Raw genomic sequence first — 16,637 nt, forward strand, 5'->3', positions numbered from 1 at the left:
ACGAGGGTTTACAGATAGAGGCAGAAGTCGCCACAAGAACCGGTCCAATCAACAGATACGGAGCCGCCCAGGCACCCCGATAACGGGCGTTGCACGGCTGGTGAAGGTTTGACACACGCAAGACGGCGGCAATTGCCGACTCGGAGGTCCCTCAGCGCCGATTGATCCCTAAGAACAGAAGCCGTTGCCACCCAGCATTATCCGGGGCATGAGAAAGTAACGCGCTACGCCGTGACATCAACAGAACCAGCAGTGCCGCGCCACCAAGTGCGAAGACCGACACGGTGAGAGGCAGCCACACCGGCTGCACAACCAGCCCGAGGCGAGCACGGGTGACGGCCATGCCGTGCTGCACCGGTTCCCAATGATGAACCTCGGCAGTGTCATACAACGATACCGAGGTCGCCGCGTTTGCCAAATTCGAACTCTCGCCGGGCAACAAGCAAGCGCCCCCGACCAACAAGCATAGAATTGCCAGCACGATCGCAGAGCTCAGCCGACAGCTGGGCACCCCGCGACCTGACATGTCAACGATGGTACCAGGCAAATTTTCGCCGCTCCGGGCTCACGACTCGTTGTGCGCGAAACGGCTTCTGTCACAGTTGTTTCTGCTGCCACAACCGGATCGAGGCCCCGGACGTGGAATCCCTTGGTCCTGCGGGTCTGTCACAATGCCCCTCGGCTCAGAGTCGCGGTCTATATCCCCACGTCGTTGCCCGTGACACAAACCGGGCCACCGCATGAGGGTGCGCCGCCGGATGCGTGTGCAGGTACGAGGCGTGGATGCGGCCCTCTCCTGCCACCACGCCCTCACGACGGACACCGTTGGGGGTGCTCCAGGCCCAGGCACGATGCCCAGCATCGTCGCGATAGTCGACCGTGGTGCGATGAAACTCGTGCCCGCTCAATCGTTCCCCCTCGTCGAATAGCACAGAACCGGTGATCGCCACCGCGTCCCGGTACCCGAGGGTGAGCGAATCCGTGAAACGTGCACGCGCGTCGATCACCCCACACATCGGGGCGCCATCGAGGTCGTGGCACAGGTAGGTGAGCCCCGCGCATTCGGCATGAATCGGTCCCGACATATCACGAACCTGTTGGCGTAGTGATTCATTGGACGAAAGTTCGGCGGCGAACTGCTCCGGAAATCCACCCGGCAGCACCAACGCAGCGGTCTCCTCAGGCAAGGCGTCCCTTCGCGGGTCGAATTCAGCCACCACCGCACCCGCTGCGGTCAACAACTCGCGATGTTCGGCGTAGCCGAAGGTAAACGCCGAGCCAGCGGCCAGCGCCACCACGGGCTCCCCGACCACCCGAGTGCCAATGGCGTCCGCGGGATCCCACGCGGGGCCCGGCACATCACTGCGGGCAGCGGCGACAATCGCGGGTATGTCCACATGCGCGCCAACCAGCCGCGTCATCGCCTCGATCGCATCACGTGCTGCCTGGCCATGTTCGATAGCTGTCACCAATCCTAAATGTCGCGATGGGACCGATATCTCCTCGACACGAGGCAGCGCCCCGAGCACGGCAAGTCCGGCACGGTCGGCTGCTGCCGTGAGGATCTCCCGGTGCCGCGCCGATCCGACCCGGTTCAGAATCACCCCGGCGATCCTGATCCCCGCCTCGGCGGCATGCGCCACAAAACCATGCAGCAGCGCAGCCATGCTCTGGCTGTACCCCCTCGCGTCGACCACCAGCACCACCGGCGCCCCGAGCAAGGCGGCGATCTGGGCCGTGGACCCCTTCGCGTCGCCGATCCGGCCGTCGAAAAGACCCATCACCCCTTCGACGACCGCGATATCCGCGTTCCGACAACCGTGACCGAACAGCGGCCCGATGAGATCGGTGCCCACGAGCACACTGTCGAGGTTGCGGCCCGGCTTACCGGTCGCCAGACTGTGATATCCGGGATCGATGTAATCCGGACCCACCTTGAACGGCGCGACCCGGTGCCCCACACGCCGCAGCGCGCCCATCAAACCCGTTGCCACTGTGGTCTTTCCGCTGCCCGATGCGGGCGCGGCGATCACGATCGCGGGAACGTTAACGGACACCACGCACTACCATCGGATTACCACTCGATGCCGCGTTGACCCTTGCGGCCCTGGTCCATCGGATGCTTAACCTTCGTCATCTCGGTGACCAAGTCGGCGGCATCCAGAAGCTGTTGCGGCGCATCGCGTCCGGTGATCACGACGTGCTGCATACCAGGGCGATTCCGCAGCACAGAGACCACCTCGTCGACGTCAACCCAGCCCCACTTGAGCGGGTAGGTGAATTCGTCGAGTACGTAGAAGCCGTGTTCCTCGGCGGCCAGTCGCCGGGCAATCTCGGCCCATCCGGCGGCGGCATCGGCAGCATGGTCGGTTTCGGTGCCCGCCCGACGCGACCAGGACCAGCCCGACCCCATCTTGTGCCACTGAACCGAACCGCCGATCCCGTGCTCATCGTGCAGCTTAGCGAGCTCACCGAAAACCGACTCCTCGCCCACTCGCCACTTCGCACTCTTGACGAACTGGAACACAGCGACATCCGCACCGTGATGCCAGGCACGCAGCGCCATGCCAAAGGCAGCGGTGGACTTGCCTTTTCCGGCACCGGTATGCACCGCGAGTACCGGGGCATTACGACGCGCTTTCGTGGTGAGCCCGTCTTCTGGCACTACCAGCGGTTGTCCCTGCGGCATTGAACCTCCTCCGCTATCTCACGCAGCTGCAGTGGCGCCGCGGACCACACCGGCGAGCCGGTCGGCATTCAGGTGGTCCAGCTGGATCACCGGTGCATCAAGCTGTTGCGCCAGTGTGACCGCCAAATCCATTCTTACGAAAGATGTCTCGCAATCGACCACCACACAAGCCACCTGTTCGGCGCGCAGCATTCCCGCGGCGCGACGAGCCCGCCCCAAGGGATCCGGGCCCCCGGTAGCGCGCCCATCGGTGAGCACGACTACCAGGGCGCGACGATGCGGATCACGGCCACGCTCGCGGGACACGAGATCGCGCGCCGCCAAAAGTCCTTGTGCCAACGGCGTTTTACCGCCGGTGTCGAACTGCTGAAGCCTTCGCCCCGCGATATGCGTCGAACTTGTCGGCGCCAGCAGCGTCGCCGCTTCCTGGCCACGGAAGGTAATGACCGCGACCTTGTCGCGTCGCTGATAGGCATCGCGCAGCAGCGACAAGGTGGCTCCACTGACCGCCGACATCTTCTGGCGTGCCGCCATCGACCCGGAGGCGTCGACAACGAAAATCACCAGATTGCCTTCGCGCCCTTCCCTGATCGCCCACTGCACATCGGAGAACACCGGTTTGGGCAGCCTGCCGGGTTCGGTCACCCTGCCCGCAGCGGACATCAGCGTGCCAATCACGTGCACCCCGAATCCCTCATCGGAGCTCGGGGCGATCACCTTGCCGGTACGGTTGCGCGCCGCGGAACGTCGTCCGGGGGCACCCATGCCAACGCCCGGCACCCGAAGCGTCTTGGCGCGAAATGTCGCCGAAGGCGTCGGGCTGGGCCGGGACGGCGCCGGCATCGACGCTGACTCCTGTTGCGAATCATCAGCTTTAGGAGGATTCGACGAAGGTTCGGGTGCGCCACCACCGGGGCCATCCGGATCGGGGTCTGGGTCGTCTCCGCCGGGATCGTGATCCTGCGGCGGCGCGCTATCGCGCATCGCCTGGTCGAGCTGCTCCTGATCCAGGCCCGGCTCGTCGAACGGGTCTCGCCGTCGGCGGTGCGGCAGCGCCAGCTCGGCGGCCACCCGGATATCGGACTCCCCGACCACTTCGGCACCACGCCATGCGGCATGGGCGACAGCGGCACGGGCCACCACCAGATCGGCGCGCATCCCATCCACATCGAAAGCCGCGCACAGAGCGGCAATACGCAGTAATTCGGCATCGGGCAAGGTGACCCGGGGCAGCAGCTGTCGAGCATCGGCAATCCGTCCCGCCAGCTCGGCCTCCTCGGAGGCGTAACGGGAGACGAACCCCGCGGGATCTGCCTCATAGGCAAGTCGCCTACGGATGACCTCGGCCCGCACCGACACCTCCCGAGAGGCGTGTACATCCACCGCGAATCCGAAGCGATCCAGCAGCTGCGGCCGCAGCTCTCCCTCCTCGGGGTTCATGGTGCCAATCAGCACGAATCGTGCGTCGTACGAATGGGATACGCCATCGCGTTCTACATGCACCCGACCCATCGCCGCCGCATCGAGGATCACGTCAACCAGATGGTCGTGCAGCAGGTTGACCTCGTCCACGTACAGCACGCCGCCGTTGGCCCGCGCCAAAAGCCCTGGGGAAAATGCGTGTTCGCCGTCGCGCAGCACCTTCTGCAGGTCCAGGGATCCAACGACCCGATCTTCGGTCGCACCGATAGGGAGTTCCACCAGGCGTGCGCCGTCGACAGAACCCAGCACGGAGGTCAGGGCGCGCACCGCCGTCGACTTGGCCGTGCCCTTCTCCCCGCGGATAAGCACTCCGCCGATATCGGGGCGCACCGCGGAGAGCACGAGCGCCAACCGCAGCTGGTCGTGGCCCACGATTGCGCTGAGCGGGTATCCGGGAATGCCTGTGGCGCTGGTCATTTCCCGGCCATCCAGGTCATGGGCACGTGCGGTATCCCGTCCTCGAGAAATTCGTCACCGGAGACTACGAATCCCAGCTTGCCATACATGTCTCCCAGGTGGGCCTGCGCATTCAGTCGACAGCGTGCACCGCCGATCTCGGTCAGCGCGGCACGGACCAATCGCGCCGCATGCCCATGGCCGCGTTCGGCGTCGGCCGTACATACCCGGCCGATCCAGAACCCCGAACCCTCCGGATCCGCGAGCACCCGTAGACCACTGACGACATCGTCGTTCTCGTTCTTGATCCAAAAATGCCGGGTCTCTGGCTTGAGATCGCGACCGTCGAGATCTTGGTAGGCACAGTTCTGACCGACGATGAACGCCTCGGCGCGCAACCGCAGCAGTCCGTACAGCGTCGCGGTGTCCAGGTCAGCGGACCAGGACCACCCCGGTTGTGCCAGCACGGCCGGCGGCGTCACTGCTCCAGGCCGAGAACCTGTGTGCCCCAGTCCCATACCTCACCGAACAGTGAGGGCTCGTCCGACAGGCTGATACCCAGCGACGGGATCATTTCCTTGAGCTTGGGCATCCAGTTGGCGAACCGGTCAGGGAAGCACCGCTGCATGACATCGAGCATGGCTGGCACGGCGGTAGACGCACCCGGCGAGGCGCCGAGCAGACCGGCGATGCTGCCGTCGGCCGAATTGAGCACCATGGTGCCGAATTCGAGTGCACCGCCCTTGCCCTTGGCCGGTCGAATGACCTGTACGCGCTGGCCAGCGGTGATCAGCTCCCAATCGGAACGCTGTGCCTTGGGCGCGAATTCGCGCAGCATGTCGATGCGGTCATCCGGAGTGAGCCGCAGTTGACTCAGCAGGAAGGTCGCAAGCTTGAACTCGGTGAGACCAACGCCGACCATCGACGCAAGGTTGTTGGGTTTCACCGACGCGGGCAGGTCGGTGACCTTGCCCATCTTGAGGAACTTGGGCGACCATCCGGCGAACGGCCCGAACAGCAGCCATTCCTTTCCGTTGATCACACGGGTGTCCAAGTGCGGCGCCGACATCGGCGGTGCGCCGAGCGGCGGGAAGCCGTACACCTTGGCCTTGTGCCCCTCGGTGAGGTCGATGTTGTTGGTGCGCAAGAAGGCGCCGCTCACCGGGAATCCGCCGAAGCCCTTGGCTTCCGGGATGCCGGCCTTCTGCAGCAGACCCAGCGCGCCGCCACCGGCGCCAACGAACACGAACTTGGCCTTGAGCTTGCGCTTTTCGCCGGTGCGTCCGTTGACCAGCTTGAGGATCCATCCGCCGTCGCGTTCGCGGCTGATATTGCGCACCTCGGTGCCGAAGATCGCGCTGGTGCCGCTGCGAACGCCAAAGCCGACCAATTGCTTTGACAGCTCACCGAAGTCGACGTCGGTGCCGTCCTGGCTCCAGTTCAACCCCACCGGGTCGGAGAAATCGCGTCCGGCCGCCATCAACGGCAGCCGGCGCCCGAATTCGTCGTCGTCGTTGATGAACTCCATCTTCGCGAACAGCGGGTTACCGACCAGAGCGTCGTGGCGCTTACGCAGAAACTCGACCTTGTCGGCTCCGTGCACATAGCTCACATGCGGGATGGGATTGAGGAACCCGCGGACGTCGGGCAGCACGCCGTTCTCGACGGCATACGCCCAGAACTGGCGCGATACCTGGAACTGCTCGTTGACCGTGATGGCCTTCGTGATGTCGATCGAGCCGTCCGCCTTCTGCGGCGTGTAGTTGAGCTCGCAGAGCGCCGAGTGACCGGTACCCGCGTTGTTCCACGGGTCGCTGCTTTCACTCGCGGCCGCATCGAGGCGTTCGATCAAGGTGATCGACAGGTCGGGTTCGACCAACCGCAGCAAGGCGCTGAGCGTCGCGCTCATGATCCCCGACCCAATCAGGGCAACGTCTGTCTGCTCCACCTGCGCGTTTGACACCGGTTCACTGTCCTTTTCGAATCTGATGGAGTGGCAACGCTTCGCCACTACCCGGGAGTACACACAGGTTATCGCGCGGGTAATTCCGTCATTCCTTCAACTAGGCTATGCCCGTGACATGGGAATCCGATGTCCTCGATGGCTACCTTCGTCAGACCATTGAACTGGGCATTGACCCTGACGGCGAAGGTGTAATTACCGCCACACTGGTGCGCCCTGAAACTCAGCCGGATACCGGACGCGCGGTGCTCATGGTGCACGGATATACCGACTACTTCTTCCATACCGAGCTTGCCGAACATTTCCTGGCTCGCGGCTATCGCTTCTTCGCACTCGACTTGCGCAAATGCGGGCGTTCTCGGCGCGTTCACCAGACCCCGCACTACATCAGTGATCTGTCGCTCTACGACGCCGAACTCAACGCCGCGGTGAACATCATCACCGGGGAGGCCGGGGGGCAGAGCACGGACGCACCACTGCTCATCTACGGACACTCCGCCGGCGGTCTCATCGTCTCGCTGTGGCTCAACCGTCTACGGGTTGCCGATGGCCTGGGCGGTATCGCGGGCCTCATCCTCAACAGCCCCTGGCTGGATCTTCAGGGCCGCCCCTTTCTCCGCAGCGGCGGCACCACCGCTGCCGTCAAGGCGATTTCGCGGTTCCGTGCCAAACAAGCGATCCCGCTACCGCACGAGGGCGCCTACGGCGCCAGCCTGCACAAGGACTTTCATGGAGAGTTCGACTACAACCTGGAATGGAAACCGGTCGGCGGGTTCCCGGTGCGATTCGGGTGGATCAGTGCCATCCGGCACGGACATGCCGAGCTGCACCGCGGCCTGGATGTCGGCGTGTCCAACCTGATCCTGCGCTCGGATCGCAGCCTCCCCGGAGACGTTGACCCCGCGGCCGCGCTACACGGCGATGCGGTCCTGGATGTTCAGCAGATTGCACGCTGGGCGGGGTGCATCGGCAACTATCAACGCATCATCCCGATCCCCGATGCCAAACACGATGTGTTCCTGTCGGTGGCGGAGCCACGCGTACGGGCGTACCAGGAACTGAATTCCTGGCTGGACTGGTACGAGGCGGGCAGCTAATTCACCATGAGCTGCTGCGCAGCACCACCTCGGCGGCCAGCTCCGGGGTGAGGTCGCGAGTCGCCGACCGGCGTCCCATCAGTTCGACAATCCGATAGTCGCCGTAGACGAAGCGCTGGCTGGCGCGGGCGATGGCCCGAGTGGTGTCCGAGGTGACCAACACCGTGGTGTTGATCTCCACCGGCGGGCAGTGCTTGTCGCGGACCAGCCCGGCACGGTCGGCCACCCGCGGATGTCCACGGTCGATCGCCACCAGGCCGATAAACCTGTCAAGTTTGCTGGCCGCCAGATCCCAGGCCAGTTCGCCACCCGCACGGTCCCCGACCAAGAGCGCCACCTTGACACCGATGTCGTCGAGCACTCCCGTGATGGCCTTGGCATGAAGATGCGGATCGTGTCCGATCACCGCGGTACGTAGCCCCGCGGTGTGCAGCCGCTCGCACACCGCACGATAACTGAGCGCGAAGTGCCCGGCCGCGGCCAGCATGACGACGGTGGTTCCCTTATCGGGCCCCGACACATTGACCTGCACCGTTCGGCCGTCAATCGTGACGACCTGATGCAACTCACCGTCGCGCGCAGGCGGGGGCCCCGGGCGCGGGCGACGAAGCTCAGGCGTCGGACTCATGGATGAGCCGCTTGCGCGAAGACCTTGGGCATGGGCGCACGGTACCTGAGTACGACCGATCCGGTTGGGCTTTTAACCAGCCCTTTCAGGAAAATTTCACCCGGACCCGTTACGTGCGTTCGATCTTGTCGACCTGTTTCGCCACGATATCCAGGAATGTCTGGGGCATGGTGGCTGTGGCCTTGACCGTCGGATCGCGCAGGTCGAAGGATGTCGCCACCATCGCCACCCCCTGGACATTCGCGAACGCCATATACCGGGAAGTGCTTCCCTTGGGCATGATCATTGTTTGCTTGTAGGTGAGGACGCCGACCGGACCGCCCCGCACTGGTTCGGTGACCATCCGCGTGCCGGGCGAATTCTTGTCGAAGAACACCTCGTAGGTCGCGCAGCGGGTCGCCACGTCCTTGACGTTGGCCAGGTCGATGGTGTCGCGCAACAGGCTGACGATGATGTTCGCTCCGTTGAACCGGGCGATGTACCGCGCGGTGTTCTCGGGGCCCGCTCTGCCCGCGTTGGCCAACCGGGGAGACAAGCCGTCCGCGCACCCCTGCGGATTCGAGGGCATCGCACCGACGACCTGCTGATTGTTGACGGTCACGGGGCCCAGATCGGCGACAACCCTGTCGTACTTGGTGCCCTGCGGCAGCTCATCGGCGGTGAGCAGTGACTGCGCGATGCGCGCTCCCGGCCACGTGGCGGTACCCGGCACCGTCTGGGTGCAACCCGCAAGCGCCAGTGCGGATGCTGCGATAGCTGTGATGTTCCTGAGGCCCCGATGCACCCGCACAGGCTATTCGACCCGCGCCGCAATTACCGGGTATGACGGGCCAGAGCGCGGCCGCCCGGATTCTTCCCACACCGCCCGCAGGGCATCGACGTCGACGTGGCTGTCGATGAGGTCAGCCAATCTGTCCAGTTGAGCCGCGCGACGATCTCCGACATTGGTGTCTGCCGCGACGGTGAATCCCGACCGTCCGGCCGCGGCCGCCGCCTCGGTAAGCCAGGTGCGCCGGAATTCGTCGTTGTCCAGCACTCCGTGCCAATGGGTGCCGCGAACCGCGCCCTCGGCGGCGCCCTCGTGGTACTCGGTGAGCCACGGCGCCACGGCCGAGCGGGTGACGGTCCCGTGGTGAATCTCGTATCCGGTCAGGCCCGGTGACTGCCAGCGCCGCAGGGTCTTGGCCGGTTCGAAGGCGATATCCACATCGAGCAGACCCAGCCCCTGGACCCTGCCGGCACCGGACTCGACGCGATCGTCGATTGTGGTGGCGAGCATCTGGAATCCGCCACAAATACCCAGCACCGGCCCGCCCGAACGGGCGTGCGCGACCACCGCCTCGGCGATGCCGTTGCTGCGCATCCAGGCAAGATCGGCGACGGTGGCCTTGGTCCCCGGGAGGACCACCACATCGGCGTCGACGATATCAGCGGGATGCGCCGCCCACCGGACAATCACGCCCGGTTCGCAGGCGATGGCCTCGATATCGGTTGAATTCGAGATTCGGGGCAGGCGCACCGCGGCCACCCGCAGCCATTCCTGCCCGGCCGGGGTGGCCGGGCGCCCCACCTGAGCCGACGCCACGACAGACACCGAATCCTCTGCGTCGAGCCATAATTGGTCGTCGTAGGGCAGCACGCCGTACGTGGTTCGGCCGGTCAGTACGGCAAGCTGTTCCAGCCCCGGCTCCAGCAGCGTGGGATCACCGCGGAACTTGTTGACGATGAATCCGGCGACGAGTCGTTGATCGGCGGGCTCGAGCACGGCCACCGATCCGAACAGGTGCGCCAGCACTCCACCCCGGTCGATATCGCCGACCAGCACCACCGGCAGACCCGCTGTCTGCGCCAGGCCCATGTTGGCGATGTCGGTGGCTCGCAGGTTGATCTCGGCGACCGAGCCGGCGCCCTCGCAGATCACGACGTCGAATTCCGCACGCAGCGCGCGCAGCTCCTCGGCGACGACCTGCCGCAATTCCTCGCGATGCTCGATATAGGAACGGGCACTGACGTTTCCTGTCGCCTGCCCGCGTACCACCAGCTGTGAGGTTCGGTCGCTGCCGGGCTTGAGGAGTACCGGATTGAACCGTACCGACGGTTCCAGCCCGCACGCGCGCGCTTGCAGGGCCTGCGCGCGACCGATCTCTCCGCCGTCTATCGTCACCACGGAGTTGTTGGACATGTTCTGCGCCTTGAACGGCGCGACGCGAATCCCCTTGCGGGCCAGTAACCGGCACAGGCCGGTAACGACCAGACTCTTACCGGCATCGGAGCTGACGCCCCCTACCAGCAGCGCGCCGGTCATGGCACGGTCAGGATCTCTACTCCGTCGTCGGTGACCACCATGGTGTGCTCGAACTGCGCGGTCCATAGCTTGTCGGTGGTCGCCACTGTCCAGGTGTCGTCCCAGATCTCGTAGTCCAGCGATCCCAGGTTGATCATCGGTTCAATGGTGAAGGTCATCCCCGGCTCGATGACGATGTCCAGGTTGGGGTCGTCGTAATGCGGCACGATGAGTCCGTTGTGAAACGTCGGGCCCACGCCGTGCCCGGTGAAGGAGCGAACCACGTTATAGCCGAACCGCTTTGCGTAGGCCTCGATGACCCGGCCAACGACGCTCAGGGCCCGGCCCGGCTTGACCGCATTAATGGCTCGCATGGTGGCCTCCCGGGTCCGCTCGACCAGGAGGCGGTGTTCCTCGGAGACATCCCCGGCCAGGAACGTGGCGTTGGTATCGCCGTGCACACCATCGATATAGGCGGTGACATCGATGTTGACGATGTCACCGTCCTCGATCACGGTCGAATCCGGTATCCCATGACAGATGATCTCGTTGAGCGATGTGCAGCACGACTTGGGAAATCCCTTGTACCCCAGCGTCGACGGGTACGCACCCTGGGAAACCATGTAGTCGTGCGCGATTCGGTCCAGTTCGTCGGTGGTGACGCCGGGGGCGACGGCCTCACCGGCGAGCGCCAGTGCCTGCGCCGCGATCCTGCCCGCGACGCGCATCTTCTCGATCACCTCGGGTGTCTGGACGTACGGCTCCCCGATGGCTTCCGCGACCTTGGACTTACCCACGTACTCGGGGCGGTCAATCGACACGGGAACCTGGCGCTCGGGGGACAACGTTCCCGGACGCAGTGCGGCACGAACAGTCATGAAGGCAGCGTAGCGGGGCCCGTCGAGACCGCTACCCGTTGATGACGATGGGGTCGCCGATGCCGACGGTGTTGTAGTACCAGGCCGCGTTGTCGGGACTCAGGTTGATGCACCCGTGGCTGACGTTGGAATTACCCTGCGCTCCCGTCGACCACGGGGCACTGTGCACATAGACACCACCCCAGGTGACGCGGACCGCGTAGTAGACGGTCAGCTTGTAGCCCTCTGGGTCATTCAGCGGAATGCCGATGGTCCGGGAATCCATGACCACGGGACTCTGCTTCTCCAAGGCGGTGAACGAGCCGATCGGCGTGGGGTGTTTGGGCTTTCCCATCGATGCGGGCATCTCGCGCATGACCGTGCCGTCGATCTTGACCGTGAAGGTATGGGCACTGATGCTGCCGATGCCCAGCACCTCCGAGCCGGTCTGGAACTTGTATTTCATGCCACTGATGCCGTTCACCGACACGGAGATGGTCGAGTGCGCGGGCCAGTACTCGCGGGGAGTGAACCGGACGGTCGCATCGTCGACCCAGCTGAACGCCCCGGCGGGGACCTTCGACGCGGAGAAGGTGATGGTTCGCTCGGCGGCCGGCCGATCGGCGACCGGGGCCGCGAAATGAATCGTCACGGGCATGGCCACCCCGACCGTCTGCCCCGGCGTAGGCGAGACGGACGCCACTCCACTGGACGATGCGGCCACTGCGTGGCCGAGGGTCGCTGGTGCGGTGATGGCCATGTTCATCAGGAGGCTGGCGAGCCCGGTCACCACAAGCACACTCCGAAATGCTCTGCGCAAGCTCTCGATCCTCCCTGGATGCTGTTTTACTACATGGTAGTTCGTAATCTTCTGGCCGAACGTTAGCGACAGCGCGCACAATCGGCTTCATGGGCATGTCCGCCGGACTCACATTAGAAGCGATTGTGATCGACTGCCATGATGCAGCCACACTCGGCCGCTGGTGGGCCGACGCGCTGGAATGGCCGTACTCCGTCGATGACGACGGAGACGTCGAGGTATTCCAGCCCGACCGGCACCCACCCTCGTTGTTCTTCCTGGCTAACCCCGATCAGAAGGTGGCCAAGAATCGATTACACCTGGACTTTCGGGGTGACGACCAACACGCCGCGGTGGATCGGTTTCTGGCGCACGGCGCTACCACGGTCGATATCGGTCAGGGCGAGTCGAGCTGGATCGTGCTCGCCGATCCCGAGGGCAACGAGTTCTGCGTGCTGGCGTCGAGTCCGGGCTAGGCCAGATAATCCGGCGGAAGCGACTGGAACATAACCCGGGTGGCCCGCACCGCGGCCTCCGAGCCGCCGCCCCCGACGATCAGCGTGGCGAAGGCCATATCACCGCGATATCCCGCGAACCAGGCGTGTGATCCACCCGGGAACTCTGCCTCACCCGTCTTCCCATAGACCGAGCCCTCGCCCTTGAGATCCATCGCGGTACCGCTGAGCACCGTCTCGCGCATCATCCCGCGCAGACCGTCGATCATGGTCGGGGTCACCGCTGGCCGCGCACCGGTGATGCCGGTGATCTGACCCGAAATCAACTGCGGTACAGGTGTTTTACCGTTGGCCACGGTTGCGGCAGCCAGCGCCATGCCGAACGGCGTGACCAGCACCTTGCCCTGACCGAAACCGTCCTCGGTGCGTTCCGCCAGATTGACGGTGGGCGGCACATCTCCGGAGATGGTGGGGATGCCCGCTACGTCGTAATCGGGGCCGATGCCGAATTGCGAAGCGGCGATGGTCAAGCCGTCCAGTGGCATCTCACTGGCCAGTTTGGCGAAAGTCGTGTTGCACGAATTCGCGAAGGCACGCCACATGGGCACCGTGCCGAGATCGAACTCGTTGTAGTTGGGGATGCTGCGGTCTCCGATGGTGACCCGCTTCGGACAGCCCACCATGGTGTCCGGGGTCGCCATTCCGCGCTCGAGTGCGGCACCCGCGGTGATGATCTTGAAGGTCGATCCAGGCGGGAAGAGCCCCGTGGTGGCCAGTGGTCCGTCCGCGTTGGCGGCGGCGTTCTGCGCGACCGCCAGGATCTCCCCTGTCGACGGCTTGATCACCACCATCATGGCCTTCTGACCGCGTGTGTTGACGGCGTTCTGCGCGGCGTTCTGTACGGCACGGTCCAAGCTGATCGTCTTCGACGGCGCCGGAGTGGGTTTCACCTCACTGAGCACGGCGGTGTCAACCCCGTTCTGGTTGACACTCACCACCCGCCAGCCGGCCTCGCCGTCCAGCTCGTCGAGCACTGCCTTCTTGACCTGCGCGACGATATCGGGCGCAAAGGAGTCATCGGTGGGCAGAAGGTCGGCGATCGGCGTCATCACGACCCCGGGCCGCAGTGCGCCGGGCCGGGTCTCCAGCGCCACGGACACCTTGTCCCAATCGTCCTTGCGCAGCGTGATGATGTTCATCGGCGAGGTCTGCGCACTTGCCTGCTCGGCGAGGGACGCCGCGTTCATCTGGTCGTCGTAGGGCCGAATGGCATCGGCCAGCGCCGTGGCGGTGCTCATCAACGATTTTCCGGCCTGCGACGCGTCGAATGAGATCTTGTACAGGTTGGCCGGTGCCAGCACGGTCGTACCGCCGGCCTCGTTGACCGTTGCCCGCTTGGCCGGATCCGTGCGCAACGAGAGCAATTGTCGCTCACCGAGTTTGGGGTGCAGATCGCTCGGCGCCCAGCGCACCTGCCAGCTGCCGGCGGTACGCAGCATTTCCAGGCGCCCGTTGTAGGTCCAGGTGCGCTTCCTGGGTAGCTGCCAGACATACGTCGCGTCGGCGCTGCCGGTGTCCTGGGTGTACTGCGATCCGTTGACGGCGGCCTTGAACGATGTCGCCTGTAGGCCCGAAAATGCTTGATCCAGGCCCACTTTCGCACCATCCGGATCGTCGGTCAGTTTCGCGGCAGCGGCGGTGTCGCCGCTGGCCAGCGCCTCGAAAAACTTCTCCGCTACGGGCCCGGGCCCGTCGGGGCGTGGGGTGCACGCAACCGCGCCGACCACCAGCAGCGCGGTGCCGAACAACGGGAGGGACCAAACACGTCTGAACATCGGGTCGATGCTAAGACCGCGAGCTGTCAAAACCCCGCAGGCACACGGGTGTAACGGCGACTAGCTAATGAGAACCGTCGCGAACGTGCCGATCCGGGTGAATCCCGCCCTGGCATAGGACGCGCGGGCCACCTCATTGAAGCTGTTCACGTAGAGACTCGGGATCCGCCCGCTGCGGTGCACCGCCGCCGCCACCGCGGCCACCCCCGCAGTACCGAGTCCGCGGCCACGGAATTCGGGGTCAACCCACACACCTTGAATCTGGCTGACGGACAGGGATTGCGATCCGATCTCGGCCTTGAAGATGACCCGCCCATCCTCGAAACGTGCCCACGCCCTGCCCGCTTCGATGAGACCGGCCACCCGCCGCCGGTACCCGCGACCTCCGTCGCCATTACGCGGGTCGACGCCCATCTCGCCGATGAACATCTGAATCGACGCGTTCAAATACTGGTCGAGCTCCTCGGCACGCACCTGCCGCACCGCGGGGTCCACGGCACACGTGGGCGCATCGAGCATCGCCAGCAGCGGCTGACAGGCGCGAACCTCGCGCGCGGGCCCCCAGACGGGATCGAGATGGCACCACATGTCCAGAACCACATCGGCCGGGCCGACCAGGGAAGGGCAGATCCGGTGCTGCTCGATGGCACGTTCGGCGAACAGCCGAGTGGCCCCGGGACCGCCCGCCAACGGAATGATCGTGGTCCCGACAAAGCACAGAGAGTCCGTCAACGCTCCCGTCGACCAGATCTCGCCGCCGATGGCCGTGGGATCGGCACCACGGGCCTCGACGCGAGCGGCGAGCATGCAGGATGCCACGGGGTCGACGTCCAGGACGGCGCGTACCGCCTCGGTATCCGATAACCCGAGCACACGCACGGCGTCGGACGACGATGCTCCGGGCGCTCCAGGCGCAGGCAGTGTTGTCGTCATCGGCAATCGCTCCCGTGTGTCCCGTTACGCCGAGCTTCGTTCAGCTTACGGTGACGACCGGCTGGCCTGTCGGAGTTCCGTCGGTTCCGATCTCCGCGCCCATCTCTTCAGCCAACCGCATGGCCTCGTCGATCAGCGTTTCGACGATCAGCGCCTCGGGCACGGTCTTGATGACCTCGCCCTTCACGAAGATCTGTCCCTTGCCGTTGCCGGATGCCACGCCCAGGTCGGCCTCACGGGCCTCCCCCGGGCCATTGACGACGCAGCCCATGACCGCGACACGCAGCGGTACGTCCAGCCCCTCCAAGCCTGCGCTGACCGCGTTGGCCAGGGTGTAGACGTCTACCTGCGCGCGACCGCAGGAGGGGCAGGACACGATTTCCAGCCCACGCGGACGCAGGTTGAGGGACTCCAGAATCTGGTTGCCGACCTTGACCTCCTCAACGGGCGGCGCCGAAAGGGATACCCGGATGGTGTCGCCGATGCCCTTGGACAACAGCGCACCGAACGCCACCGCCGACTTGATGGTGCCCTGGAATGCCGGGCCGGCCTCCGTGACACCCAGGTGCAGCGGGTAATCACACTGTGAGGCCAGCAATTCATACGCGGCGACCATGATCACCGGGTCGTTGTGCTTGACGCTGATCTTGATATCGCCGAAGCCATGCTCCTCGAACAGGCCGGCCTCCCAGAGCGCCGACTCGACGAGCGCCTCCGGCGTGGCCTTGCCGTACTTGCCGAGAATGCGCGGATCGAGCGAGCCCGCATTCACGCCGATACGGATCGGGATCCCCGCCTCACCGGCGGCCTTGGCGACCTCCTTGACGCGACCATCGAATTCCTTGATGTTCCCCGGATTCACGCGCACCGCGGCACAGCCAGCGTCAATCGCCGCGAAGATGTACTTGGGCTGAAAGTGGATATCGGCGATCACCGGGATCTTGCTCTTGCGGGCGATCTCGGCGAGCGCGTCGGCGTCTTCCTGTCGCGGGCAGGCCACCCGCACCATGTCACAGCCGGAGGTCGTCAGCTCGGCGATCTGCTGCAAGGTCGAGTTCACATCGTGGGTCTTGGTGGTACACATCGACTGCACCGAGACCAGCGAGTCGCTGCCCACTCCGACGTTTCCGACCATGAGCTGACGTGTCTTACGCCGCGGCGACAGTGTCGGCGGCGGTGCACTCGGAATGCCCAGGCTGGTCATGTGATCCTCCAATTG

General features: G+C 64.9%; 16 protein-coding genes. 2 read left to right on the forward strand and 14 right to left on the reverse strand.

Annotated features, from left to right (window positions below; translation table 11 throughout):
• Window positions 1–151 precede the first annotated feature (151 nt).
• The 6 genes from B4400_RS25055 to mqo all read right to left on the reverse strand — a co-directional run bounded on the left by B4400_RS25055 (window position 152) and on the right by mqo (window position 6,530).
• A complete protein-coding gene (locus B4400_RS25055; RefSeq protein WP_078311157.1) occupies window positions 152–439 on the reverse strand; it encodes a hypothetical protein in 288 nt (95 codons plus the stop codon).
• Between the two features lie 244 nt (window positions 440–683).
• Entirely contained in the window at window positions 684–2,036 is a 1,353-nt protein-coding gene (locus B4400_RS14880) for a cobyrinic acid a,c-diamide synthase CobB (protein WP_078311158.1), read from the reverse strand.
• Between the two features lie 38 nt (window positions 2,037–2,074).
• Entirely contained in the window at window positions 2,075–2,689 is a 615-nt protein-coding gene (gene cobO, locus B4400_RS14885; RefSeq protein ID WP_078311060.1) for a cob(I)yrinic acid a,c-diamide adenosyltransferase, read from the reverse strand.
• An 18-nt stretch (window positions 2,690–2,707) separates the two neighbouring features.
• The gene (locus B4400_RS14890; protein WP_078311061.1) at window positions 2,708–4,588 is read right to left on the reverse strand and encodes a magnesium chelatase subunit D family protein; all 1,881 of its coding nucleotides are present in this window, start codon (window positions 4,586–4,588) and stop codon (window positions 2,708–2,710) included.
• A complete protein-coding gene (locus tag B4400_RS14895) occupies window positions 4,585–5,034 on the reverse strand; it encodes a GNAT family N-acetyltransferase (RefSeq protein ID WP_502688407.1) in 450 nt (149 codons plus the stop codon). Before B4400_RS14895 ends, B4400_RS14890 begins: the two co-directional genes overlap by 4 nt.
• A gap of 11 nt (window positions 5,035–5,045) precedes the next feature.
• Window positions 5,046–6,530, reverse strand: a complete 1,485-nt coding sequence (gene mqo, locus B4400_RS14900) for a malate dehydrogenase (quinone) (protein ID WP_078311159.1) — start codon at window positions 6,528–6,530, stop codon at window positions 5,046–5,048.
• A gap of 107 nt (window positions 6,531–6,637) precedes the next feature.
• Here mqo and B4400_RS14905 point away from each other — a divergent pair, with 107 nt between their 5' ends.
• Window positions 6,638–7,627, forward strand: a complete 990-nt coding sequence (locus B4400_RS14905) for an alpha/beta hydrolase (protein ID WP_078311063.1) — start codon at window positions 6,638–6,640, stop codon at window positions 7,625–7,627.
• Between the two features lies 1 nt (window position 7,628).
• Here B4400_RS14905 and B4400_RS14910 read toward each other — a convergent pair whose 3' ends face one another.
• The 5 genes from B4400_RS14910 to B4400_RS14930 all read right to left on the reverse strand — a co-directional run bounded on the left by B4400_RS14910 (window position 7,629) and on the right by B4400_RS14930 (window position 12,189).
• The gene (locus B4400_RS14910; protein ID WP_078311064.1) at window positions 7,629–8,255 is read right to left on the reverse strand and encodes an alpha/beta fold hydrolase; all 627 of its coding nucleotides are present in this window, start codon (window positions 8,253–8,255) and stop codon (window positions 7,629–7,631) included.
• A gap of 109 nt (window positions 8,256–8,364) precedes the next feature.
• Entirely contained in the window at window positions 8,365–8,994 is a 630-nt protein-coding gene (locus B4400_RS14915) for a hypothetical protein (RefSeq protein WP_078311160.1), read from the reverse strand.
• A 54-nt stretch (window positions 8,995–9,048) separates the two neighbouring features.
• Entirely contained in the window at window positions 9,049–10,560 is a 1,512-nt protein-coding gene (locus B4400_RS14920; RefSeq protein WP_078311065.1) for a cobyric acid synthase, read from the reverse strand.
• A complete protein-coding gene (gene map / locus B4400_RS14925; protein ID WP_078311066.1) occupies window positions 10,557–11,417 on the reverse strand; it encodes a type I methionyl aminopeptidase in 861 nt (286 codons plus the stop codon). Before map ends, B4400_RS14920 begins: the two co-directional genes overlap by 4 nt.
• Before the next feature lie 31 nt (window positions 11,418–11,448).
• Complete coding sequence (locus B4400_RS14930) at window positions 11,449–12,189, reverse strand: L,D-transpeptidase (RefSeq protein ID WP_078311067.1); 741 nt, start codon at window positions 12,187–12,189, stop codon at window positions 11,449–11,451.
• Between the two features lie 116 nt (window positions 12,190–12,305).
• Between B4400_RS14930 and B4400_RS14935 the strand changes: the two genes are divergently transcribed.
• Window positions 12,306–12,671, forward strand: coding sequence for a VOC family protein (locus B4400_RS14935; protein ID WP_078311068.1), 366 nt, complete (start codon window positions 12,306–12,308; stop codon window positions 12,669–12,671).
• Here B4400_RS14935 and B4400_RS14940 read toward each other — a convergent pair.
• The 3 genes from B4400_RS14940 to ispG form a co-directional block, all read right to left on the reverse strand.
• Window positions 12,668–14,485 carry a penicillin-binding transpeptidase domain-containing protein gene (locus B4400_RS14940; RefSeq protein ID WP_078311069.1) on the reverse strand — a complete coding sequence of 606 codons (1,818 nt, stop codon included), beginning with the start codon at window positions 14,483–14,485 and terminating at the stop codon, window positions 12,668–12,670. The genes B4400_RS14935 and B4400_RS14940 overlap by 4 nt on opposite strands.
• A 60-nt stretch (window positions 14,486–14,545) precedes the next feature.
• Window positions 14,546–15,358: a GNAT family N-acetyltransferase gene (locus B4400_RS14945; protein WP_078311161.1), complete on the reverse strand. Its 813-nt coding sequence runs from the start codon at window positions 15,356–15,358 to the stop codon at window positions 14,546–14,548.
• A 100-nt stretch (window positions 15,359–15,458) separates the two neighbouring features.
• Window positions 15,459–16,622: a flavodoxin-dependent (E)-4-hydroxy-3-methylbut-2-enyl-diphosphate synthase gene (gene ispG, locus B4400_RS14950; protein ID WP_078311070.1), complete on the reverse strand. Its 1,164-nt coding sequence runs from the start codon at window positions 16,620–16,622 to the stop codon at window positions 15,459–15,461.
• Window positions 16,623–16,637 lie beyond the last annotated feature (15 nt).

The sequence above is a fragment of the Mycobacterium sp. D16Q13 genome (assembly GCF_002013375.1).
Lineage (GTDB): Bacteria > Actinomycetota > Actinomycetes > Mycobacteriales > Mycobacteriaceae > Mycobacterium.